This window comes from Sporichthya polymorpha DSM 43042 (assembly GCF_000384115.1).
In the GTDB taxonomy this organism is placed as follows: Bacteria; Actinomycetota; Actinomycetes; order Sporichthyales; family Sporichthyaceae; genus Sporichthya; species Sporichthya polymorpha.
In genome coordinates, this window is the sequence record NZ_KB913029.1 from 4017056 (window position 1) to 4039786 (window position 22731).

Sequence of the window (22731 nt, forward strand, 5' to 3'; positions counted from 1 at the left end):
CGAGTTGGTCATGTTAGTCTGACCATCATGACCAGCACTTACAACGTGGCCGAGGCGAAGGCGAATCTTTCCCGCTTGCTCGATGCCGCCCTCGCGGGCGAGGACGTCGTCGTGGCACGCGCCGGTCGGCCACTCGTGCGCTTGGTCCCGGTCGCACCGCCGCCTGGTCGCGAGCTCGGGTTCGTCCCGCTCGATCTTCCGGACGACCTGTTCGACCCTTTGAACGAGGCAGACCTGGCCCGCTGGACATGAGCACTTTGCTGCTGGACACCCACGCGTACGCCTGGGCGGTCAGTGCACCGGACCGACTCTCCGACCGCGCCCGTGGGGCAATCACGGACATCGGCAACGACGTGCTCGTCTCCGCCGTGACGGCGTGGGAGTTGGCCATCAAGTTCCACAGCGGCAAGTGGCCGGAGGCAGAGGCGTTGGTCAGTCAGCACGACATGTACTGCCGTCGGCTCGGTGCGCACCACAGGCCCATCACCGCGGCCGACGCGATTCGCGCCGGGACGATGACCTGGGCACACCCCGATCCGTTTGACCGGATGCTGGCTGCGCAGGCAATGCTCGCGCAGGCGACGCTGGTCACCCGGGACAACGTGTTCTCGGAGCTCCCCGGACTGCCGGTGCTCTGGTAGTTCCTGATCGGCCGTCAGGAAGCGGTCGGGAAGGCCTGCTCGAACTGCTTCTCGAACTCGGGGGTGGCGGGGCCGCTGTAGCCGCAGGCGTCGACCATGCCGTCGGTGGCACTGATCAGGTACCGCTTGCCGGTCTCCCAGTTCACGCCGTCGAGGGCGGCGGTCGGCATGCCCTCCGGGGTCGCGACGGTGACGACCTCCGCGGTCCCGCCGGTGAACCAGCGGTCGACGTCGAGGGTGACCTTCTCGGCGCCGATCTCGGTGACCGTGCCCGCGAACGCGACCGGTGCCTTGGCGAGCTGCTGAACCTCGAACGCGAGGCACATCGAGGTCATCGGGTCGCTCGGGTTGCCCTGCAGCGCCAGGACGGTGGGGGCGGCGACGACGTCGCGGCTGTCGTCGCCCCCGCCGGCGGTGACGGCGACGGTCGTCCCGACCGCGATCGCGGCGACCGCCGCCGCGGCGGCGAGCCACGAGGACGGCCGGGCCCAGCGGGACCGCGCCGCCGGAGCGGCCACCGGGGCCTCGGACGCCAGCACCCGCTCGACCTGCTCCCGGGCCCGGGCGCTCGTGACCGGTTCGACCGGGACGCGCTCGGCCATCGGGTCCAGGTCCGCGAGGAGAGCGCGGAGGTCGTCGTCGGCGGCGAAGTCGAAGTCGGCCGGGAGGTCAGCGGGGAACTCGTCGGAGGGGACGTTCTCGTTGCTCATGCGCCCGCACCCCTTTCCTTCTCGCTCCGCGCCGTGCCGCCGGTGGCGGGGCGTCCCATCAGCTCCTTCAGCTTGCCGATCGCCCGGTGGAGCCGGATGCTCGCGGCGTTCGGCGTGATCTCCAGGACCGTCGCGATCTCCCGCGGCGCGAGCTGCTCCCACGCCCACAGGCGCAGCAGCTCACGGTCGTTCTCCGGCAGCTGAGCCAGCGCCTCGTCGAGGGCCTCGTGCTCGGCCCCGAGCTCCGGGCCGCCGGCGGGCTCCTGCTTCAGGCGTTCGACCAGGCGGTCCTGCCGCACCGACCCCCGGACGTGGTTCGCCAGGCACCCTCGCGCCACCCCGTAGGACCACGCCACCGGCGCCTCGGCGGGGATGTCGTCGACCCGTCGCCAGAGCACGAGCAGTACGTCCCCGAGGACGTCGTCCGCCGTCGCCGGGTCGGTCCGCCGACGCAGGAACCGCTGCAGCGGCTCGTACGCCTGGGCGACGAGCTCCTCGAACTTGGCGCGTCGCCGCGCGTCCTGGACAGGGCTCACGGCCACAGAATGTCCGGCTCGGCGGCGATTCTTTCGCCGCGCCACGCCTGGCTTTCCAACTTCTCCCGCGCGCCGCGCCTATCCGAGCCCCGGGATGGGCGCGCCACGCCTCAGAAGTGGGGGGCGCGTGCTCGTCTTCTCCGGCGCGCCGCGCCTATCCGGGCCGGGGGATAGGCGCGCCAGGCTGGAGAAGATGAGCCCCCCGCGGCCGGGCGCGGGGTCGCAACTGCTCCCGCGCGCCGCGCCTATCGAGGGCCCGGGATGGGCGCGCCCCGCAGCAGAAGTGGGGGCGCGTGCTCGTCTTCTCCGGCGCGCCGCGGCTATCCGAGCCGGGGGATAGGCGCGCCAGGCTGGAGAAGATGAGCCCCCGCGACCGCCGGGCCGCCGGGCCGAGCGACCCGAAGCCGGCGAGCTACTTGCGCCGGTGGGCGAGCTACTTGCGCCGGCGGGCGAGGAGGAAGAGGAGGACCACGACCACCCCGGCGAGGGGGGCGAGGCGCTTGAGGACGGGGGTCCCGGCGGTGCCGAGGAGGTCGATGGCCTCCGGTTCGGTGCGCTGGGGCGGGATGGTGCGGGGGGTGGCGCGGGTGCCGTTCGCACCGGCGGACCCGCCGGGGGAGTACCCCGACTCCGGGGCGGACGCGGGGGCGCGGCCGGCGGCACCGGCGGCGGAGACGCCCGTCGGGTCGGCGTCGTCGGCCTCGCCGGCAGGGGTGGAGTAACCCGGGATCGAGGGAGCGGGCTCCGGCGTCTCGGGCGCGGTGATCTTCGCCGAGAGGCAGTCGACGAACTGGCCGAGCAGCTTGTTCGAGACGTCGACCATGACGCCCCGCGCGAACTGGGCCGGCTTGCCGGTGATCGCGAGGTCGGTGGTCACGGCGACGGTCGTCGACTCGCCCTTGTCGGTCAGCACCGCGGTGATCGTCGCATTCGCGGTCCCGGAGCCGCGGGTCTCCTTGCCGGCCGCCTTCACGACCAGGCGCCGCGCGGCCTCGTCGACCTCGAGGAACGTCGCGGTCCCCGAGTACGTCACCGAGATCGGGCCAAGCTTCACCTTCACCCGGCCGTCGACCTCGACCTGCCCGCCGTCCTGCGCGGGCCGCACCTCGTCGACCGCCGCACCCGGCATGCAGGGCGCGATGCCCTCGACGTCGTTGAGGATCTCCCAGGCGCGCTCGACCGGGACGGGGACGGTGAACTCGTGCTGCAACTCCATGACCTCAGCCTCTCACGCGCAGATCTCGACGTGACGTCCGAAGATCCGGTCGCAATAGCAGCCACTTCTTCGGACGTCAGAGGCGACGACCCGCCCCGGGGGCATCCGGGACGGGCCGTCGGCTCAGGTGAATTTCAGTGCGGTCAGGACAGCCCCGCCGCCTTTGCGACCGCGCGGCCGGTGAGGACGCGGGCGAGCTCGGCCCGGTAGTCCGCCTGGGCGTTGAGGTCGCTGGTCGGGTTGGTGCCCTCGGCCGCGGACGCCGCCGCGGCCGCGATGGCCTCGGTCGACGCGGGCGCGCCGGCCAGCGCGCCCTCGGTCGCCGCCGCCCGCAGGTGGGTCGGGCCCATGTTGGTCAGGGCGATCCGGGCCTCGGCGATGCTGCCGTTCTCGCGCCGGACCGCCGCGGCGACGCCGACGATCGACCAGGCCTGCGCCACGCGGTTGAACTTCTCGTAGTGCGTGCCCCACCCGGCGCCCAGCTTCGGGAGCCGCACGGAGACCAGCACCTCGTCCTCGGCGAGCGTCGTCGTCAGGTAGTCGACGAAGAAGTCCGACGCCGCCACCTCCCGCGCCCCGTTCGGCCCCGCGATCGTCATCGTCGCGCCGTGGACGAGCGTCACGCCCGGCAGGTCACCCGCCGGGTCGGCGTGCGCGATCGCGCCGCCGAAGGTGCCGCGGTGCCGGACCTGCGGGTCCGCCACCGTCGCGGTCGCCTGCGCCAGCAGCGGCGCGTGCTCGCGGACCAGCGGGTTGTTCAGGACGTCGTGGTGCGTCGTCGCCGCCCCGATGACGATCGCGTCGCCGTCCTCGGAGACGCCCGTCATTTCGGAGCAGCCCGAGACGTCCACGATCAGCTCCGGTGCGGCGAGCCGCAGCCGCAGGATCGGGATCAGAGACTGCCCGCCGCCGAGGATCTTCGCGTCCTCGCTCGTGCCGAGTGCCGCCACCGCGTCCGCCGCGGAACTGACCCGCACGTAGTCGAACTTCGCCGGGATCATGCCGCACCGCCCTTCGCCGACTGGATGGCTCGCCAGACGCGCTCCGGTGTGCACGGCATCTGGACGTCGTTGATGCCCAGCGGCCGCAACGCGTCGACGATGGCGTTCACGACCGCCGGGGTCGAGGCGATGCACCCGGCCTCGCCGACGCCCTTGGCGCCGATGGGGTTGTCCGTCGACGGCGTCTCCGTACGGTCCGTCAGGAATGACGGGACGTCAGCCGCGGACGGGACCAGGTAGTCCACGAGTGTGCCGGTGATGAGGTTGCCGGCCTCGTCGTAGACGGCCTCCTCGAACAGCGCCTGCGCGATGCCCTGCACCAGACCGCCGTGGATCTGGCCCTCGACGATCATCGGGTTCACGACGGTGCCGACGTCGTCCACACAGGCGTAGCGGTAGATCTCGGTCCACCCGGTCTCGGTGTCGATCTCGACGGCGCACAGGTGCGTGCCGTGCGGGTACGAGAGGTTCACCGGGTCGAAGGTGTAGGCCGAGTTCAGCGACGGCTCCATCCCGTCCGGGATGTTGTGCGCGAGCTGCGCAGCCGCCGCGACCTCGACGAACGCCATCTGCGGCCCGGGCGAACCCTTGACGGTGAACACCCCGCCCGAGAACTCCAGGTCGTCCGGGTTCGCCTCGAGGGTGTGCGCGGCGATCCGCTTCGCCTTCTCGATGACCTTGTCGCAGGCCTTCACGATCGCCGACCCACCGACGACCAGCGAGCGCGAGCCGTAGGTGTCCATGCCCTGCGGCCCGGTCGCGGTGTCGCCGGCGAGGAGCTCGACGTCCTCGAACGGCACCCCGAGCTTGTCCGACACCAGCTGCGACCACGCCGTCCAGTGCCCCTGGCCGTGCGGCGTCGAGCCGGAGACGACCTGGATCTTGCCGGTGAGCGTCACGCGGATCTCCGCGCGCTCCCACCCGCCGGCGCCGACACCGAGCTGGCCCATCACCCGCGAGGGCGCGAGCCCGCACGCCTCGGTGAAGGTCGAGACGCCGATGCCGATCTGCTTGCGGTCGCCGCGCTCGCGGCGGGCCTTCTGCTCGGCGCGCAGCGCGTCGTAGTCGAACAGCTCGACGGCCCGGTCGGTCGCGGCCTCGTAGTTGCCGGAGTCGTAGATCGAGCCCGAGATCGTCGTGTACGGGAACTCGTGGTGCTCGATCCAGTTCTTGCGCCGCACCTCGATCGGGTCCATGCCGAGTTCGGCGGCGAGCTCGTCCATCATCCGCTCGATGGCGTACGTCGCCTCCGGCCGGCCGGCACCGCGGTAGGCGTCGGTCGGGGTCAGGTTGGTGAACACGGTCCGGCAGTTGAACTGGTAGGCGTCCATCTTGTAGATCGCGTTGAACATCGCCGCGCCGAACATCGGCACCCCGGCGGTGAACAGGCGCAGGCCCGCGCCGAGGTCCGCGATCAGGTCGACCTTGAGACCGAGCAGCTTGCCCTCACGCGTCGCGGCGATCTCGATGTCCTGGATCTGCGCGCGGCCGTGGTGCATCTGCAGGAAGTTCTCGCTGCGCGACTCGGTCCACTTCACCGGCCGGCCCAGCCGCTTGGCCAGGTGGACGCCGATGATCTCCTCGGTCAGGCAGTTGATCTTCCCGCCGAAGCCGCCGCCGACGTCCGGGGCGACCACGCGCAGCTTGTGCTCCGGATGCCCCGTCAGCATCGCGAGCAGCAGGCGCAGGACGTGCGGGATCTGCGTCGCCGCATACACCGTCAGATCGTCGATCGTCGGGACGACGAGCACCGCGCGCGGCTCCATCGGCGTCGGCAGCAGCCGCTGCTGACGGAACCGGCGCTGAATCACCACGCCGCCCTCGGCCTCGGCCCGGGCCTTCGCGGCCTGGTAGTCCTCGCCGGGGGACTCGATGTAGAAGCAGGTGTTCGTGCCGATCGAGGAGTGCACGAGCGCCTCGTCCTTGACGGCCTCCTCGAGGTCGACGACCGCGGTCAGCGGTTCGTAGTCGACGTCGATCGCCTCGAGGGCGTCGGCGGCCTGGTAGCGCGTCTCGGCCACGACGACCGCGATCGGTTCGCCCACGTACCGGACCTCGTCGGTCGCCAGCGGCGTCATGACCGGCTTCTTCATCTCCGGGTGGACGGTCCACGCGTCGGGGATGACCGCCTGCGCCTCACCGAAGTCGGCGGCGCTGTAGACCGCGACCACGCCCGGGTAGGACTTCGCCGGCTCGGTGCTGACCCGGATCTTCGCGTGCGCCATCGGGCTGCGCAGATATGCCGCGTACAGCATCCCGGGGGCGGAGAGGTTGTCCGTCCAGCGCGTCTGACCCGTGATCAAATGCGCGTCCTCCTTGCGACGCAGCGGCTGACCGAACGCCGATTCGTAACCCTTGTCGGTGACGGTCATGCCGTCACCCCCGAGCCCATCGCCGCGGCGGCGGTCTGCACCGCGCGCACGATGTTGTGGTAGCCCGTGCACCGGCAGAGGTTGCCCTCCAGACCCTCACGGATCTCGGTCTCGCTCGGGTTCGGGTTCTCCTTGAGCAGGTCGACCGCCGCCATGATCATGCCGGGCGTGCAGTAACCGCACTGGAGCCCGTGGCACTCGCGGAACGCCTCCTGCACCGGGTGCAGTTCGCTGTCCACAGTGTCGGCCAGGCCCTCGATGGTGAGGACGTCGGCGCCGTCCGCCTGGACCGCCAGCACGGTGCAGCTCTTCACCGACTGGCCGTTGAGCGAGACCGTGCAGGCCCCGCAGTTCGAGGTGTCGCACCCGACGGGCGTTCCGCCCTTGCCGAGCACGTCACGCAGGTAATGGACGAGGAGTAGGCGGGGCTCGACGTCGTGGGACGCGGATCGTCCGTCGACATTGACATTGATCGCTACCAAGGTCTTCTCCAACCGGGCGGTACAGGAGGACGGGCAGATGAAGTTGTGATGGGACGGTCAGGTGTCGCAGCGTCAGTGGGGCGTCACCGACACCTGGCCACCCTAGGCAGCGGACCTTGGAACCGGCCAGAGGCGAGCGGCCCGGAGAAAGTCCTCGGACAGCAATTTCGCGAGTTCGGCGAACGCCTCCACCGAATGGCCGGAGACAAGTCGGTCGATATGGGGTAGTGCGGCCGACATCCCGGCCGCGGTCGGCGCGAACCCGTCCTTGCCGACGTGGGGGTTGACCCAGACGACGGCTCGGGCGAGCCGGCGCAGCCGGGCCATCTGGTCGGCGAGCAGGTCCACCTCGCCCCGCTCCCACCCGTCGCTGGCGACGACGACGACGGCGCCCCGCGCCATGCCCCGCTGACCCCAGCGGTCGAGGAAGGCCTGCAACAGTTCTCCGAGCCGGGTGCCGCCGGACCAGTCGGGCACCGCGGCCGCGACCGCCTTCAGCGCCGCATCCGGGTCGCGGGCGGACATCGCCCGGGTGATCCGCGTCAGCCGCGTCCCGATCGTGAAGACCTCGACCTGTGGCCGGCGCCGACTCAGCGTGTGCGCAAATCGGAGGTAGGCCTCGGCGTACGGCTCCATCGATCCCGAGACGTCAAGGAGCAGGACGATCCGCCGCGGCCGGTCGCGCCGGTTCCTCCGCGGGAGCTCGACGGTCTCCCCGCCGCGGCGCAGCATCGCCCGGATCACCCGACGCGGGTCGACGTCCCCGCGGGCGGCGGCCTCGGTGCGCAGGCTCCGTCGCGTCGGCCCGACGGTGTGCAGCTGGGCCAGCATCCGCCGGACCTCCTCCCGCTGCTCGTCGCTCAGCGTCGCGAAGTCGGCCTGCCGGAGCAGCTCGACCTCCGAGGCCTGGGTCGCGAGCTCCTGCGTCTCGGTCGGGGCGTCGGTCTCGCCGTCGAGCCCGTCGAGGGCGGTGATGCCGACGACCCGGCTCGGCGCCTTCTGCAGCCCGATCGCCGCGTTGCGCGGGATCTCGCCGCCGAAGTACGCCGCGAATGCCGCGTCGTAGCGGGCGATGTCGTCGGGGCCGGTGCACAGCGTCAGCCGGCCGGCCCAGTACGCGTCGGCCCCGCGCCGGATGTCGAGGGCGTGGAGCGCCCGCAGCATCGCCTCGAACCGTCCGGTGTCGGCGACCATCCCCGCGGCCCGCAGCGTCCGGACGAACCCGGCCATCGTGACGACGATGTCCCGGTCGGGCCCGGATTGGCCGCCGTGGGTCATCAGCGGACGAGCTGCGCCAGGCCGGCGGTGGTGACGCGGTCGGTGTCCTCGCGGTACTTGAGCACCGCGCCGAGCGTCCGCGCCGCCGCGTCGACGTCGAGCCGTCGCGCCCCGAGGGCGAGCAGGGCCGCGGTCCAGTCCAGCGACTCCGCGATCCCGGGCGGCTTGAGCAGGTTCAGCTCCCGCAGCACACCCGTCGCGTAGGCGACCTGGTCGGCGAGCTCCTCGGTGACGCCCGGCAGCCGGCGTCGCAGGATCTCGACCTCGCGCTCGTACGGCGGGTGGTCCAGCCAGTGGTAGAGGCAGCGCCGCTTGAGCGCGTCGTGGACCTCGCGCGTCCGGTTCGAGGTGACGACGACGACCGGGGGAGTGTCGGTGTGGATCGTCCCGAGCTCGGGGATCGAGATCGTGAAGTCCGACAGCACCTCGAGCAGGAACGCCTCGAACTCGTCGTCGGCCCGGTCGAGCTCGTCGACGAGGAGGACGGCCGGGCTGGTCTCGATCGCCTGCAGCAACGGCCGCGCCAGCAGGAACCGGCGGTCGTAGAGCTCGCCCTCCAGCCGCGCCGCGTCCGCGCCGCCGGCGGCCTCGGCCGCGCGGAGGTGGAGCAGCTGGCGGGGGAAGTCCCAGTCGTAGAGCGCCTGGGCCGCGTCGATGCCCTCGTAGCACTGGAGCCGGATCAGGGGCGTGCCGGACAGCTTCGCCAGCGCGTGCGCCAACGCCGTCTTCCCGACCCCGGCCTCACCCTCGAGGAACAGGGGCCGCCCCAGCCGCAGGGCGAGGAACGCCGCGGTCGCGATGCCCGGGTCCGCGAGGTAGTCGACCCCGTCCAGGGCCCGGGCCAGCTCCTCCGGGTTCGCGAACTGCGTCGCGAGGGTGCCGTCGCTCACGTTCGCACCGTACCCGCCGCGCCTTGGTCCGGGCTGCGTCAGCGGTGCGGGTCAGCGCACGTGGCGGCGTTCCTCCGCGCGCCGCAGGCCCTCGGCACCCAGGTCGCCCTCGCGCTCGGCGCGCTCGCGGCTCCTCCCGGTCCCGCGGGCGGCGGCCGCGACGACGACGACGCGCGCCACGATCGCCAGCGTCGCCACGAGGACGATGATCAGCATGATCGGCAGAAAGCCGTCCATCTCGTTCTCCTCGGATCGGGTACCGAGGCGCTACCCGAGCGGGGCTGTCAAAAAAGGGGGCTCCACTGACGCTTCCGTGGGTCGTTGATCGCCCTGAAACGGCCACACGCCGTTCCCAGCCTTAGGTTTCTGGCTTGTCGAAGGTCAGAAACTGCAGAGCGGAGAACGGCGTGCGGAACGCCAGCGTATGGCGCACCTTGCTGAGCGTCGAGAACACGGTGATCGAGGACGTCGAGTTCGACGAAGATGCCGAGGTTGTGGTGGCTCATGTCCGGCCGCGACGGGCTGGGCGTGGACGGTGCGGGCGCTGCGGGGACAGGGCTCCCTGGTTCGATCGCGGCGAAGGGCGACGCAGGTGGCGAGCGCTCGACATGGGGACGGTGCCGGTCTTCATCGAAGCTGACGCGCCCCGGGTGAACTGTGCCGTCCACGGACCGACGGTGCGGCAGGTCCCGTGGGCGCGCCACAGCGCCGGGCACACGTACGTGTTCGACCAGCAAGTCGCCTGGCTGGCCACCCAGTGCTCCAAGACCGCGATCACCGAGTTGATGCGGATCGCTTGGCGCACCGTGGGCGCGATCATCGCCCGGGTCTGGGCCGACACAGCTGCTGGCGTGGACGCGTTCGCCGGGCTGCGGCGGATCGGGATCGATGAGATCTCCTACAAGCGGCACCACAAGTACCTGACCGTCGTGGTCGATCACGACTCGGGCCGTTTGGTGTGGGCCAGTCCCGGACGAGAACGCGCGACCGTCCACGCCTTCTTCGACGCACTCGAGGCATCCGGCGAAGGCAGATGCGCCCAGATCACCCACGTCAGCGCCGATGGCGCCGAGTGGATTGCCGAGGTAGTCAGCACACGATGCCCCAACGCGGTGCGCTGCGCTGACCCCTTCCACGTGGTCGGCTGGGCCACCGATGCCCTCGACGCGGTACGCCGCGAGGCGTGGAACGAGGCTCGTCGGGCCGGCAACACCAGGAACCACGGCTGGGCCGAAGGGCGCCGTGTCACCGTCGCGACCGGCCCCGCCCGTGCGCTCAAGCACGCGCGGTTCGCGCTGTGGAAGAACCCGGAGAACCTCACCGACCGCCAGCGGGTCAAGCTCGAATGGATCGCCAAGACCGATCCGCGGCTCTACCGGGCCTACCTGCTCAAGGAGGGCCTGCGGACCGTGTTCAAGCTGCCGGCCGACCAGGCCGCCGAAGCGCTCGACCGGTGGGTCTCCTGGGCACGCAGGTCCCGCATCGAATCGTTCGTCCGGCTCCAGAGCCGGATCGTGCGCTACCGAGCCGAGATCCTCGCCTCGATCGAGCACGGACTGTCCAACGGCCTCATCGAGTCGGTCAACACCAAGATCCGACTCATCACCCGCATGGCCTTCGGGTTCGCCGGCCCCGACGCTCTCATCGCACTCGCGATGCTCAACCTCGGCGGCCACCGCCCCGCTCTGCCTGGCCGATGACCCACGGATCAGTCAGGAGAGCCAAAAAGGGTGACACCCCTTACTGCGGAGTAAGGGGTGTCACCCTTTTTTGACAGTGGCGGCGGGCGGCGGCGTCAGCGGGCGCGGCGTCAGCGGGCGGCGGCGACGGGGGCGGTGGGGGTCCCGGGCTTCGCGGAGGCGCCGGCGGGGGAGCCGGAGGGCGTGGCGAGGGTCAGGGTCGCGGCGACGGTGAGGGCACCGGCGACGGCCATGACGGCGAGGAAGGCGATGCCGCGCGCGTCGGCGCGGGCGTTCTCGGCCTCGAGCTCGGCAGCTCGCGAGGCGTTGTTCGTGTCAATGACGCTCATGGTCACTCCGTCTACCGCGGTACTTCCCCGGCCACACTTCGACGGAGATCACAACGATCTTGACGGGGCCGTTCGGATCGATCTTGGTCGTACGAATGGAGGATCTCACGTCGACGCGCCCGTTCTGGCCGGCAAATTCGCCGTTGTGAGGTGCCTCTCGGGTGACGGGACCCACACCCGCCCCGCGCCGAAGCGACCCCCACCGGCGGGGAGGATGGCGCGGTGGCGAACGCAGCGGTGGTGGCCGGGACGGCCTTCGGGGTCATCTTCCTGGCCGAGCTCCCGGACAAGACGATGTTCGCCTCGCTCGCGATGGGCGCCCGGATGCGGGCGCGCTACGTCTGGCTCGGGACGTCGTCGGCGTTCGCCGTCCACGCGACGCTCGCGGCCCTCGTCGGCGGCGCGCTCGCCCAGCTCCCGGACCGCCCGGTCAAGCTCGCCTCGGCGGCGATGTTCGCCCTCGGCGCGCTGCTGATCCTGCGCGGGTCGTCGGAGACCGTCGACGAGTCCGGCTTCGACGCCACGCAGCGCTTTTGGCCCGCCTACAGCGCGGGCTTTATCGCCGTGTTCGTCAGCGAATGGGGTGACCTCACCCAGATCACCACCGCGAACCTCGCCGCGAACAACAGCGCGGTCGCGGTCGGGATCGGGGCGTTCGTGGCCCTCTGTGCCGTCTCCGGGCTGGCGCTCGCCGCCGGACGGACGATCGCGACCAAGGTGCCGCTGCTCGTCGTCCGGCGGGTCGCCGCCGGCGTGATGGTGACGCTCTCGCTCTGGTCGCTGGCGCAGGCGTTCAGCTGAGCAAGCGTCAGACCTGCTCGGCGATCTTCGCCAGGAAACGGACGGTCTTGTCCGCCTCGGTGATCATCGGAAAGTGGCCGCAGTCCCAGGCCGCGGCCCGGGTGGTGCGCCGGGCCATGATCCGCTGGATGTGCGGGTGGATGACCATGTCCTGGTTGCACACGAGGAAGGTCGTCTTCTTCTCGTACTGCGCGTAACGCCCGGGGTGCTGGTTGAACGAGTCGAGCCGCTGCGGGCTGAGCATGGTGAGGATCTCGGCGTACTGCTCGTCGTCGAAGTCCGAGTGGAAGATCTGCCGGGCCGGCTCGGGGAGGATCGTCGCCACGCCGTCCTCGATCGACAGCGCGTCGCGTAGGTTGGGCCGTCCCGTGTGGTCGATGCCTTCCACCTCGCCGACGACGCCGGCGGTGTTCACCGTCTCGCCCTCCTCCAGGAGGTAGCCGGCGAGGACGACGACGTGCTCGACGTTCGGGTGCACACCGGCGCCGGTGACGACCGCGCCGCCGTAGGAGTGCCCGACGAGGACGATCGGACCCGGCACGCCGTCCAGGACCTCGGTCAGCGCGGCGATGTCGCCGAGCAGGTCCGGCTGGGGCCGGGTGTCGGCGCCGCGACCGGGGAGGTCGGGGGCGAGGGCGTTGATACCGAGGTCCGCGAGCCCCTTGAGCGTGGGGGCCCAGTAACCGCTGCCGTGGAAGGCGCCGTGAACGAGAACAACAGTCGCTGCCATGTGGCGGACGTTACCGCGCCTCGCAGTACGGGTTGCGAACCAGGACACCACTGACGAGGACGACGGGATGCGCCCGCAGGGCCGGAATGATCACGTGACGCCCGAGCCGCTCCAGGTCGTACAGGCACAGCGCGGTCGCGTCGAGCTGGCGGGCCAGCGCGGTGGTCTCGGCCTCGTAGGCCATGAACTCGGAGAGGACGGGCGTCCCGAAGGCGGCCTCGGCCCAGCTCATGTCGCTCGCGGTCCGGGTACCGCGCCCGTGCGCCTCGCCCCAGGCCTGCCAGTACCCGAGCATGTGCTCGCGGTCGAACCCTCCGCCGTGGGTGTAGGTGGCGGCGTAGGAGTCCACGGCCAGCTCGGACGGTCCGAGCTCCTCCGCCAGCCACTCCCGGTCGGCGTCGCCGGCGATGCACAGACACGGCGCCCCCGCCGCGAGCCCGGCCCCGAGGAACTCGCGCAGGATCTCCCGCCGCTCCGCCTCGCCCCGGTAGAAGGCGCAGGCGTGGTCGCCCGGGGCGGTCGTCAACCGCTCCGCGGGCAGGGTCGGGGCGCTCATGGGCGGAGTCTGGCAGCAGCGAGCACCGGAAGCTTGGGCCTGGCAGCACAAGAGTCCGGCCGCGGAACTCGCCTCCCAGGCCAGGGCCGTCCCCCCGAAGCGTCAGCGCGGGGTGCCCTGGAGGATCCGCCAGGCCCGGGTCGCGACGTGCAGGTTGAAGCGGCTGTCGACATCGGCGAGGTCGTAGCCGCTGATCTCCCGGATCCGCTGGAGCCGGTAGCGCAGCGTGCTCCGGTGGACCGCGACGGCCTGGGCGGTCTCGTCGTAGTTGCCGCCGCGCTCGAGGTACTCGATCAGCGTCCGGACCAGGTCGGACCGGTGCCGGGCGTCGTACTCCAGCAGCGCGCCGAGCCACTGCTGGACGAACGCGTGGAGCTCGGGGTTCGGCCCGCCGGCGGCGAGGAGCCGGAAGATCCCGAGGTCGGCGTAGGTCGTCGCGCCGTGGGGGTCCGCGGAATTCAGTCGCACGTCGAGGGCGAGCAGCGCCTCCCGGCACGACTCGGGGTAGTCCGCCGGCGAGGAGCAGATCCGGCCCACCCCGATCGCCACGGCGCGGCCCAGCCGGTCACCGACGGCGGCGAGCAGGTCGGTCGTCGCCACCGGCGCTGCCGCGAGCAGGAGCACCGTGTCCGAGCGCCTCCCGGTCAGCGCCGTCAGGTTCAGCCGGGTGACGGCCGCGTCGACGGCGTCGGCGAGCTCGTCGGTCTCCGCCCCGCCGAGCGCGAGGACCTGGTGCGGCTGGTGCAGGTCGTGCCCGAGGGCCTGCGCGCGCAGGTGCGCGCCGGCCTCGTCGGTGCCGGTCGTCAGGTCCGAGACCAGGTCCCGCCGCAGCCGCAGCTCGGTCTCGGCCAGGGTCCGGACGTGGGCGAGCTCCATCGCCAGCACCACCGCGCCGTGCTGCAGCGCGACGGTGTCGAGCGGCCCGGCGTCGCCGTCCGGGTCCGCGAGGACGAGGACGCCGAGGACGTCGTCCCGCGGCTGGGCCAGCGCGACCAGCCGACCGTCGGCGCGCAGTGGCCGGCCCTCGGCCTGGGCGCGGCGGATCAGCTCGGCGCGGCCCCGGCGGTCCGGCTTCGGGTACGGGTCCGGGCGGCCGGGACCGGCCCAGGCGCGCAGGTTGCCGAACCGGTCCTCGACGGCGACGCCCCGCCCGGTCAGCTCCGCGACCGCCGCCGCGATCCCGGCCTCGCCGCCGCCCGCCGCGCTGACCCGGGCCAGGGCCTCGTGGATCTCGACGGTCCGCTCCAGGTCGGAGACCGTCGCGGCCAGCCGCTCCTTCGCGGCGTCCGCGGCGGCGGTCTCGGCGAGCGCCTGCTGGTGCAGCTCGGCGTTGGCCAGCGACGTCCCGGTCTGGTGCGCCAGCACCCGCCAGAGGAACTCGGCCTCCGCCGGGGGAGCCGCGTCCGCCCCCACCACCAGATGCCCGCGGAGCCCGCCCGGCCCGTGCAGCGGGTAGGCCGCGCTCCACGCGGTGACGGGGTGAACGACCTCGGCTTCCGACCCCGCCGCCAGCTGCGCCTCCACCGACGAGCACGGCCCGAGGGCCGGGGCCGACCCGAGCGCGAGGGCGACGATCTCGTCGGCGTCCCGGGTCTCGGTCATCAGCATCCCGAGGACGAACAGTCCGTGCAGGTCCGAGAGCTGCCGGCGCAGCCGCGCGACCTCGTCCTCGTCCGTCATCGCGCCCGACCTTAGACCTGACAGGCCGACGATCGCCAGGGAACTTCGTGCTCTCGGACGGTGCTGTGCGGGACCGGAGCACGGCAGGGTGTGTGAGCCCGGACACAGGACGCTCGAGGCGAGGACGCGGATGAACAGGCGTGAGCAGGCGGACGTCGTGGTGGTGGGTGCCCGGGTGGCCGGATCCCCGGCGGCGATCGAACTGGCCCGGCGCGGCCGGAGGGTCGTGGTGCTCGACTCCTCGACCTTCCCCTCGGACACCCTCTCGACCCACGTCGTCTTCCCGGCGCTGACCGCGGAGCTCGCCGCCCTCGGGGCCCTGGAGCCGCTGCTCGCGACCGGGACCCCCAAGCAGCCGAAGGTGCTGATCAACCACGGCGGGATCGACGTCCACTGGGACTACACCCCGGTCGACGGCTACGACTTCGGCATGTGCCCCCGGCGCACGACGCTCGACGGGGTCCTGGTCGGCGTGGCCCGCGAGGCCGGCGCCGAGATCCGCGAGGCGACGAAGGTCACCGGGCTGGAATGGACGGCCGGGCGCGTGTCCGGCGTCCATTACAAGGACCGCGAGGGCAACACCGGGACCATCGGCTGCAAGCTCGTCATCGGGGCCGACGGCCGCCGCTCGACGGTCGCCTCGCTCGTCGGGTCCGCGGTGCCGTACCGCCGCGACGAGAACGGCCGCGGTCTCGTCTTTATGTACGTCGACGACCCCTACCCCGCCGAGAGCGAGGAGCGGTCGCACCTGTTCCAGTGGCGCGTCGGCGACACCCTCGGCATGTACTTCCCGACGTGCGACAACGGCGCGGTCGTCCTGTTCATGCCGCCCCGCGAGCAGGTGAACTGGTTCGGCCAGGACCTCGTCCACTGGAACGAGCGACTCGAGGCGTACCCGATGCTCAAGGAGCGCATCGCCGGCGGCGCCCCGCGCACCAAGCTGCGCAAGGCCTCCGACCCGTTCTCCTACTTCCGCAAGTCCTCCGGCCCCGGCTGGGCGCTGGTCGGCGACGCCGGGCACTTCAAGGACCCGGTCATCGCGCAGGGCATCCGCGACGGCGTCCACTACGGCCGCAAGCTCGGCCAGGCCGCGGCGGCCGCGCTCGACGACCCGCGCTGGCTCGACCGGGCGCTCTTCGACTGGGAGCTAGCCCGCGACCGCGAGTGCGTGATCAGCTACCACTTCGCGCTCCGGCTCTCGAAGACCCATTCGATCTCGCCCGTGGAACTGGAGATCTGGAAGGCCAGTGAACACGACCCGGAGCGCGCCCGCCGCCTCGGCGACGCCTTCGGCCGGACGCTCTCGCCGGAGAAGTTCCTCAACTACCCGGACCTGATCACCTGGACGGCCCGCGGCTTCCTCGACCGGCGCCAGTCGAACCGTGATGTCCTCGGCGACGTCACCCGCGAGCTGAGCACCAAGGCCCGCCTGTACCGCGACCTCGCCCGCATCCAACGGGGCAAGCGGCTACTGCCGCGGAACTGGGAGGCGTGGGGCGGCACCAAGCCCATCCCGCCGGAGAAGCTGACGGCAGATCATGTGGCGCCGCGTCAGCCGCAGCGCAGTGACCTCGCCCGCGACGAGGGCGAGCTCGCGCGCGCCTCCGCCAACGGCGTCCACCCCGCACCGACCCTGGAGCAGGCCTCGTGAGCAACTCCGTCCGCATCGCCGTCGTCCAGCCTGCCCTGAAGATCGGGGAGGTGGAGGCGAACATGGCGCGCTGCGAGGCTCTCGTCCGCGACGCGCATCGGCAGCACAACCCGCAGGTGATCGTGCTGCCCGAGGCCTTCACCTCGCCCAACGTTTACGACGAGCGGCTGCGCAACTGCGCGATGCCCGTCGACGGGGCGCCGTACCAGATGCTCAAGCGCCTCGCGCGTGAGCTCGACTGCACCGTCGGCGGCGGCTTCCTCGCCAAGCGGGGGAAGGACACGCGCAACACGTTCGTCCTCGCCGACCCGGACGGCACGACCAACCTGCACGACAAGGACGAGCCGAGCGTCTGGGAGTACTGCTACTACACGCCCGGCACCGACCCCGGCGTCTTCAGTCACCGGTTCGGAACGGTCGGGCTGGCGTGCGGCTTCGAGACCGGTCGCTCCCGTACCGCCCGGCGCATGGCGGCGGCGCGCGTGAATCTGATCCTCGGCGGCTGCTGCTGGCCGTCGTACCCGACGTGGGCGTTCCCGCGCGGCTGGTTCAACCGCGACATGGAGTACTACCGCGTCTGGGCCGCCGACACGACGCGGACGCTGGCCCGCGCCGTCGGCGCCCCCGCGGCGCTGGCGTGGCACGTCGGCAACGTCAAGGGCAAGACGCCCGCGATGCCCGGCATCCCGTGGAACACGATCATGACCGGCGAGTCCCAGATCTGCGAGCGCGACGGCACCGTCCTGGCCCGCATGATCTACGAGGACGGCGAGGGATCGGTCGCCGCCGACGTGAAGATCGCCGACCCGCAGCCGGTCGACCTGATCCCGTCCGGGTTCTGGATCCGGCCCCAGCCGGTCACGATGCACTTCGTCTGGCACTACATGAAGCAGCACGGCCGACTGCGCTACCAGGTCGACAAGAAGCTCGGCCGCTTCCCCTGGGTCGACGAGTTCCCGGACACCGACCTGCCCAACTACAACCCCGGCCTCGCCCCGGCCGGGGCCCCGGCGGACGCCCCGGTCGCCGTGGTCCCGGCCGAGGCCCCGTCAGATCCGCAGGTGGTCAAGGCCTGACCGTCACCGCCGGGGGATGACGGTCAGGACGCGTTCGATGTGGGTCGCGAACTCCCGCATGTAGTCGGTCAGGAACTCCGCGGTCGAGCGGTCGGTGACCTCGCCGTCGTCGGTGAACAACCCGGGCTGGAAGTGGATGTACGCCTCCGGCGACGTCATCTGCCGCGCATTGCAGAAGCTCAGCACCGCCCGGAGGCTCTGCTGACCCACGGCGGTGCCGATCGCACCGGGGGAAGCCCCGATCACCGCCGCCGGCATGTGGTGGAAGGAGTTCTGCCCCCACGGTCGGGACGCCCAGTCGATGGCGTTCTTCAGAGCACCGGGAATCGACCGGTTGTACTCCGGCGTGACGAACAGGACCGCGTCCGAGCCGGCGATCGCCTCCTTCAGCGCGAGCGCCTCGGGCGGATAGTTCGCGTCGTGGTCGGGGCTGTACAGCGGCAGGTTCCCGATCGGGATCTCGGTGAACTCGAGGCCGTCCGGGGCCAGGCGGATCAGCGCGCGACTGAGAACCCGGTTGATCGAGGTCGACGACAGGCTGCCGACGAAGTACCCCACGCGGGTGGCCATGCTGGTTCCTCTTCTCGGGAGGGGTGTCCGGACCCCATCCCGGTACCCCGCGGCCGACCTTCCACGCCCCTACTTGATCCCGACGACCATCGAGACGGGTCCGGCGAGGTGCTGGACGCGGGTCTCGGTGAAGCCCACCAGCGTCATCCACCCGGTGCAGTCCTTGCCGGTGTAGTCGAAGCCGCCCTTGGTCTCGATGAGCATGTTCAGGCTCATCAGCAGACCGAAGGCGTTCTCGCGCCGGTCGTCGTCGATCAGGGTGTCGTAGACGATCAGCGCGCCGCCCTCGGGCAGCGCGTCGTACGCCTTGCCGAGCAGTTCGAACTTCGTCTCGAACGGCCAGTCGTGCAGGATCCGGCCCATCACGAGGACGTCGGCGGTCGGCAGGTCGTCGGTGAAGAAGTCCCCGCCGGAGAACGTGACCCGGTCGGCCACGCCGTGCTCGGTGACGTACTCGGTGAAGATCGACTCGACCGCCGGCAGGTCGAAACCGCTCCCGGTCAGATGCGGATGGGCCCGCGCGAGCGCGACCGGGACCGCGCCCTGGGCGCAGCCGACGTCGAGGAAGCTGGCGTAGTCCTTCCACGGGAAGGCCCCGGCGAGCGCGTGCGCGGGCCCCAGGCTCGCGCCGGTCATCGCCCGCAGGAACTGCCGGAGCCGGTCGGGGTCGGAGTACAGGGCGCCGAACAAATCCTCGTCGCCGCCCTTGGCCTCGTTCTGCGGCTCGCCGGTCCGCAGCGCCTCGGTGAGGTTGCCCCAGTGGTGGTACAGCCGGGCGTTCGCCATCTCGAGGATGCCGCCGACGTAGGTGGGGGAGTTGCGGTCCAGGAACGCCCCGGTCGCGGGAGTGTTGGCGTAGCCGTTCTCGTCCCGAGTGAGCATGCCGAGGGCGACGAGCGCGTCGAAGAAGTCGACCGCGGACCGCGGGTGCAGCCCGAACTCCGCGGACAACGCCGGCAGCGGCTTGGGCCCGTCGGCCAGCGCGGTGAACACCCCGAGTTCGACCGCGCTCAGCAGCGTCTTCGCGCCCCAGAACCCGAAGCCGAGTTGCAGGATCGCGTCGGGCGTGACGTTCCGGTCCATCGGGACTCTCCTCGGGGCTTGCTCGGGACGGGCTCGGGTCAGCCTCTCAGGTGCGGAGCAGACGGACCGGGACGCGGTCGCCGGTCTTCGGGCCGGGTGTGCCGGCCGGCAGCACGACGATGCCGTCGGCTCGGACCAGCGAGGTGAGCACGCCGGCGCGCCTCGTCAGCGGCGTGGCGACCAGGTCCTCACCCTCGGTGGACAGCTGCACGCGGATCCAGTCCTCGCTGCTCTCGGTCGAGTTCAGGTCGGTGGCGAGCCGGGCCTCGACCACCGCGCGCCGCGGCGGTGCGGTGTTCATCAGGGCAGCGAGCATCGGGGCGGCGAAGACCTCGAACGTCAGCGCCGCGGAGACGGGGTAGCCGGGCGCGCCGAGCACCGGCGTCCGGCCCGCGACGCCGAGGACGACCGGGTGACCCGGCCGCACCGCGACCCCGTGCACCGCCAGCGTCCCGGCCGCGGTGACGACGTCGGCGGTGTGGTCCCCGCGGCCCTGGCTCGACCCGGCGATGAAGATCACGAGCTCGGACGTGGCGGCCGCGTCGCGCATCGCGGCGAGCAGTTGCGCGGGCTCGTCGGGGACGATGTCGAGGATCCGCGTCCGGCAGCCGAGGTCCTGCGCCTGGGCAGCGAGCATGAGCGAGTTGGTGTCGAGGATGTCGCCGGGGGAGAGCTCGGAGCCGAGCGGCCGGATCTCGTCCCCGGTCGGGACGATCGCCACCCGCGGGGCCTGATGCACCGTCAGGTGCTCGTGGCCGGCGGCCGCCGCGGCGGCGACGTCCCAGGCCTGGAGGCGCAGCCCGGCCGGCAGGAGCGTCTCGCCCGCGCGGACGTCCTCGCCGATCGGGCGCACGTGCTTGCCCGGCTCGGCCGCCTTGCCGATCTCGGCCTTGTCGTCGACGAACGTGACGTCCTCGCGCATGACGACCGCGTCGTAGCCGGCGGGCATCGGGTCGCCGGTGTCGACGACGACGAAATCGGTCAGCACCGCCCCCGCCGTCGCCTGCGCGGCGTGGACGGCGATCCCGTCCATCGCGGCGGCGTCGTAGGCGGGGGAGGACCGGCGGGCGAGCACGGGCTCGGCGGTGACGCGGCCGACGGCCCGGTCCAACGGGACCACCTCCGCCGGGGTGCGCTCCGGGCACCCCGCCGCGCGGCAGGCCCCCAGCCAGATCGCCAGGGACTCGGCGGCGGGAAGGTCGTGTGCGGGCTCCGGGGGCATCGAGGCGTCAGACACCGACGTTGGAGGTCAGGATCGCCACCGAGTCGCCCTGGAACAGGGGGACGTCGGGCTCCTTCGCCACCTTCTCGCTGTTGACGGTGACGAGCAGGGCCGCCGAGATGCCGATGCGCATCGTCCGCGTCGCGCTGCCGATGTTGGCCGCGCGGACCGTCTCGATGCGCGTCTTGCCTTGATCCATCCACGTGCCGTGGATGTGCATCGTGATCTCGGGCTCCGGCTCGGAGCGCGCCTGCTCGTACTCCTCGGCCGTGTTGATGTTGCGGACCGAGGCGAGGTCGGGGTCGACGTGCTCCAGCACCGGGTCCGCCAGCAGGTGTGCGGCGTCGAGCACGCGGACGTTCGACTCGGCGAACAGCTCGCCGGGCGTCCGGGCGCCCTTCTCGATCAGTTCCGTCGCGCGCTCGCCGAGCTCGGTGCGGTAACCCGCGGCGAGCGGCTGCCGGTGGTCGTGGAGGATCGGCAGCGCGACCTCGACGTCGTCCATCGACGTCATCACCCGGTGCACGTACCGCGGGTGCAGGAAGGGCAGGTCGGTGGAGGTCACGAACGCGATTGGCACGGTCTCGCCGACGACCTGGAGGCCGGCGGCGATGCCCTGGAGCGGGCCGAGGCCCTCGACCGGGTCCTCGACGACGCGGACGCCGTCGGGCAGCGGGGGGAGTTCCTGGCCGGGGGCGGACACGACCACGACCGGCCCGCTCACCGCCCGCTGCAGCAGCGCGGTCGTGCGGTAGAGCAGCGTGGAGCCGTGCCAGTCCAGGGCCGCCTTGGGCGTGCCCATGCGCGAGGAGCGGCCGCCGGCCAGGACGACGCCGCCCGCGCCGAAGAGACGAGGTGTCGACTGCACGGCCCCGACCGTACCGGGAGTTGTCCGATTTCTCCTCGGACCGGGGCGGTACCGGTGAGAATGGTGGGGTTATGACGAGTTCAGGTGGCGAGTGGGTCGCAGTCCCGGTCCCGGGTCAGCCGGACCGGTGGGACTTCGTGCCCCATGAGCAGCCGCCTTCCCCGGACGGCAGCCCCGGCCGGTGGCACGTGGTCGGCGGGTCGGGCACCGAGGTCGGGCAGTGGCAGTGGTTCCCGACGAACCCGCTGCCCGCCCCGCCCCCGCCGCTGCTGTTCCAGAGCACCGGGATTTCGAGCGCCGGGACGAGCGTCCCGATCGCGACCCCGAAGCGGTCGAAGAAGGTCCCGCTCGCGATCGGGGGCGCCGTCGTGGTTCTCGCCGCCGCCGCGGCCGGGGGTGCCCTCGCGTTCTCCGGCGGCGACGACAGCAAGCACAAGGAGGAGATCACTGCGCTGGTCAACTACGTCACCACCGTCGACAAGGGTGAGGACGTCTGCACCAGCCACCTGACGGAGGACTTCGTCCGGACGATCTTCGGTGACGTCGCCACCTGTGAGCAGGACGACGACACCGACGGGGACTCCGGCGACGCGACCGGCGCACTGGTCAGCGACATCCAGCTCGACGACGCGGACGCCACCGCGATCGTGACCGTGCAGGGCGGGAACACCGACGGCGCGACCGGGACCTGGGCCTTCCGGCGCGGCGACGACGACGTCTGGCGCGTCTCGGAGTGGCGGGCCGACTACCTGCGCTCCAGCCTGGAGAAGACCTTCGGCGAGACGTACGACTCCGACGGCCCGGACGACCCGTTCGACAACCCGAACGTCCGCAGCTGCGTGAAGGACCGCCTGCTCGGCCAGGACGACCCGGCGTTCCTCGACACCGCGTACCAGCTGTTCCGCAACAGCCAGGAGAGCTCGGCCAAGCTGCTCGGCTTTATGGCCGAGTGCCCGAGCGACACCCAGGGCGTCTCCGCGCTCCGGGCGCTGTTCGAGAAGGGCTTCCGCGCGAGCGTGCAGGTGCCGGAGCAGATCACCGAGTGCATCGTCCTCGGCATGCGGACGGGGCTCTCGGACGAGGAGATCAAGCAGCTCAGCCTCAACCGCGGCATGCCGGCGCCGCCGCACATTCAGGCCCGGATTCAGCAGATCACTCTCACCTGCGCGGGCTCGCCCACGTCGTTCGACCCCGTCCCGGAGGGCCTCACTCCCGGCCCGGACCTCGGCGTCTGAGGTGTGGGACACTCTGTCCGACCAGAGTGTCTGACACGGTGTCCGATCGGCCCGGCGCAGGGTTGCCTCGCGCGATCGGGTTGGCTGTGCGCAGACGAATCCTG

24 protein-coding genes are annotated in these 22731 nt (G+C 71.8%); 7 read left to right on the forward strand and 17 right to left on the reverse strand.

Going from position 1 to position 22731, the window contains the following annotated elements; translation table 11 throughout:
• Positions 1–27 precede the first annotated feature (27 nt).
• Both SPOPO_RS0119575 and SPOPO_RS0119580 read left to right on the forward strand, forming a co-directional pair.
• Positions 28–252, forward strand: coding sequence for a type II toxin-antitoxin system Phd/YefM family antitoxin (locus tag SPOPO_RS0119575; RefSeq protein WP_019876731.1), 225 nt, complete (start codon positions 28–30; stop codon positions 250–252).
• The gene (locus SPOPO_RS0119580; RefSeq protein WP_019876732.1) at positions 249–641 is read left to right on the forward strand and encodes a type II toxin-antitoxin system VapC family toxin; all 393 of its coding nucleotides are present in this window, start codon (positions 249–251) and stop codon (positions 639–641) included. The genes SPOPO_RS0119575 and SPOPO_RS0119580 overlap by 4 nt, the downstream gene beginning before the upstream one ends.
• A gap of 14 nt (positions 642–655) precedes the next feature.
• Here SPOPO_RS0119580 and SPOPO_RS0119585 read toward each other — a convergent pair whose 3' ends face one another.
• The 9 genes from SPOPO_RS0119585 to SPOPO_RS0119625 form a co-directional block, all read right to left on the reverse strand.
• On the reverse strand, positions 656–1351 hold the full coding sequence (locus tag SPOPO_RS0119585) for a hypothetical protein (RefSeq protein WP_019876733.1): 696 nt from the start codon (positions 1349–1351) through the stop codon (positions 656–658).
• Entirely contained in the window at positions 1348–1887 is a 540-nt protein-coding gene (locus SPOPO_RS30630) for an RNA polymerase sigma factor (protein ID WP_051098649.1), read from the reverse strand. Before SPOPO_RS30630 ends, SPOPO_RS0119585 begins: the two co-directional genes overlap by 4 nt.
• Before the next feature lie 433 nt (positions 1888–2320).
• A complete protein-coding gene (locus tag SPOPO_RS35940; protein ID WP_019876735.1) occupies positions 2321–3103 on the reverse strand; it encodes an SRPBCC family protein in 783 nt (260 codons plus the stop codon).
• 143 nt (positions 3104–3246) lie between these two features.
• Entirely contained in the window at positions 3247–4104 is an 858-nt protein-coding gene (locus SPOPO_RS0119600) for an FAD binding domain-containing protein (protein WP_019876736.1), read from the reverse strand.
• Positions 4101–6476, reverse strand: a complete 2376-nt coding sequence (locus SPOPO_RS0119605) for a xanthine dehydrogenase family protein molybdopterin-binding subunit (protein WP_019876737.1) — start codon at positions 6474–6476, stop codon at positions 4101–4103. The genes SPOPO_RS0119600 and SPOPO_RS0119605 overlap by 4 nt, the downstream gene beginning before the upstream one ends.
• A complete protein-coding gene (locus SPOPO_RS0119610; protein ID WP_033385116.1) occupies positions 6473–6958 on the reverse strand; it encodes a (2Fe-2S)-binding protein in 486 nt (161 codons plus the stop codon). Before SPOPO_RS0119610 ends, SPOPO_RS0119605 begins: the two co-directional genes overlap by 4 nt.
• 102 nt (positions 6959–7060) lie before the next feature.
• The gene (locus SPOPO_RS0119615) at positions 7061–8236 is read right to left on the reverse strand and encodes a vWA domain-containing protein (protein ID WP_019876739.1); all 1176 of its coding nucleotides are present in this window, start codon (positions 8234–8236) and stop codon (positions 7061–7063) included.
• On the reverse strand, positions 8236–9126 hold the full coding sequence (locus SPOPO_RS0119620; protein ID WP_019876740.1) for an AAA family ATPase: 891 nt from the start codon (positions 9124–9126) through the stop codon (positions 8236–8238). The genes SPOPO_RS0119615 and SPOPO_RS0119620 overlap by 1 nt, the downstream gene beginning before the upstream one ends.
• Before the next feature lie 51 nt (positions 9127–9177).
• Complete coding sequence (locus tag SPOPO_RS0119625) at positions 9178–9363, reverse strand: hypothetical protein (protein ID WP_019876741.1); 186 nt, start codon at positions 9361–9363, stop codon at positions 9178–9180.
• Between the two features lie 170 nt (positions 9364–9533).
• On the opposite strand from SPOPO_RS0119625, the gene SPOPO_RS0119630 reads away from it, so the two are divergent.
• Positions 9534–10826 (forward strand): ISL3 family transposase, encoded by a 1293-nt coding sequence (locus SPOPO_RS0119630; protein ID WP_028984897.1) that lies wholly within the window; start codon positions 9534–9536, stop codon positions 10824–10826.
• Between the two features lie 110 nt (positions 10827–10936).
• On the opposite strand, the gene SPOPO_RS0119635 is transcribed toward SPOPO_RS0119630, so the two are convergent.
• Positions 10937–11155: a hypothetical protein gene (locus SPOPO_RS0119635; protein WP_019876742.1), complete on the reverse strand. Its 219-nt coding sequence runs from the start codon at positions 11153–11155 to the stop codon at positions 10937–10939.
• A 222-nt stretch (positions 11156–11377) separates the two neighbouring features.
• On the opposite strand from SPOPO_RS0119635, the gene SPOPO_RS0119640 reads away from it, so the two are divergent.
• Positions 11378–11956: a TMEM165/GDT1 family protein gene (locus SPOPO_RS0119640; RefSeq protein WP_019876743.1), complete on the forward strand. Its 579-nt coding sequence runs from the start codon at positions 11378–11380 to the stop codon at positions 11954–11956.
• 7 nt (positions 11957–11963) lie between these two features.
• Here the strand turns inward: SPOPO_RS0119640 and SPOPO_RS0119645 are convergent, their stop codons facing one another.
• The 3 genes from SPOPO_RS0119645 to SPOPO_RS0119655 form a co-directional block, all read right to left on the reverse strand.
• A complete protein-coding gene (locus SPOPO_RS0119645) occupies positions 11964–12686 on the reverse strand; it encodes an alpha/beta hydrolase (RefSeq protein ID WP_019876744.1) in 723 nt (240 codons plus the stop codon).
• A 10-nt stretch (positions 12687–12696) separates the two neighbouring features.
• Entirely contained in the window at positions 12697–13242 is a 546-nt protein-coding gene (locus tag SPOPO_RS0119650) for an MEDS domain-containing protein (RefSeq protein WP_019876745.1), read from the reverse strand.
• A 102-nt stretch (positions 13243–13344) separates the two neighbouring features.
• A complete protein-coding gene (locus tag SPOPO_RS0119655; protein ID WP_019876746.1) occupies positions 13345–14922 on the reverse strand; it encodes a PucR family transcriptional regulator in 1578 nt (525 codons plus the stop codon).
• 130 nt (positions 14923–15052) lie between these two features.
• Here SPOPO_RS0119655 and SPOPO_RS30635 point away from each other — a divergent pair, with 130 nt between their 5' ends.
• Both SPOPO_RS30635 and SPOPO_RS0119665 read left to right on the forward strand, forming a co-directional pair.
• Positions 15053–16573 (forward strand): NAD(P)/FAD-dependent oxidoreductase, encoded by a 1521-nt coding sequence (locus SPOPO_RS30635; protein ID WP_019876747.1) that lies wholly within the window; start codon positions 15053–15055, stop codon positions 16571–16573.
• Positions 16570–17649: a carbon-nitrogen hydrolase family protein gene (locus SPOPO_RS0119665; protein WP_019876748.1), complete on the forward strand. Its 1080-nt coding sequence runs from the start codon at positions 16570–16572 to the stop codon at positions 17647–17649. Before SPOPO_RS30635 ends, SPOPO_RS0119665 begins: the two co-directional genes overlap by 4 nt.
• A 3-nt stretch (positions 17650–17652) precedes the next feature.
• Here the strand turns inward: SPOPO_RS0119665 and SPOPO_RS0119670 are convergent, their stop codons facing one another.
• The 4 genes from SPOPO_RS0119670 to mobA form a co-directional block, all read right to left on the reverse strand.
• Entirely contained in the window at positions 17653–18219 is a 567-nt protein-coding gene (locus SPOPO_RS0119670) for an NADPH-dependent FMN reductase (RefSeq protein ID WP_019876749.1), read from the reverse strand.
• Positions 18220–18288: 69 nt separating this feature from the next.
• On the reverse strand, positions 18289–19302 hold the full coding sequence (locus tag SPOPO_RS0119675; RefSeq protein WP_019876750.1) for a methyltransferase: 1014 nt from the start codon (positions 19300–19302) through the stop codon (positions 18289–18291).
• A 46-nt stretch (positions 19303–19348) separates the two neighbouring features.
• On the reverse strand, positions 19349–20539 hold the full coding sequence (locus SPOPO_RS30640; protein WP_245541729.1) for a molybdopterin molybdotransferase MoeA: 1191 nt from the start codon (positions 20537–20539) through the stop codon (positions 19349–19351).
• On the reverse strand, positions 20532–21392 hold the full coding sequence (mobA, locus tag SPOPO_RS30645; protein WP_019876752.1) for a molybdenum cofactor guanylyltransferase: 861 nt from the start codon (positions 21390–21392) through the stop codon (positions 20532–20534). Before mobA ends, SPOPO_RS30640 begins: the two co-directional genes overlap by 8 nt.
• A 71-nt stretch (positions 21393–21463) precedes the next feature.
• Between mobA and SPOPO_RS0119690 the strand changes: the two genes are divergently transcribed.
• On the forward strand, positions 21464–22627 hold the full coding sequence (locus SPOPO_RS0119690; RefSeq protein WP_156870057.1) for a hypothetical protein: 1164 nt from the start codon (positions 21464–21466) through the stop codon (positions 22625–22627).
• Positions 22628–22731: the final 104 nt, after the last annotated feature.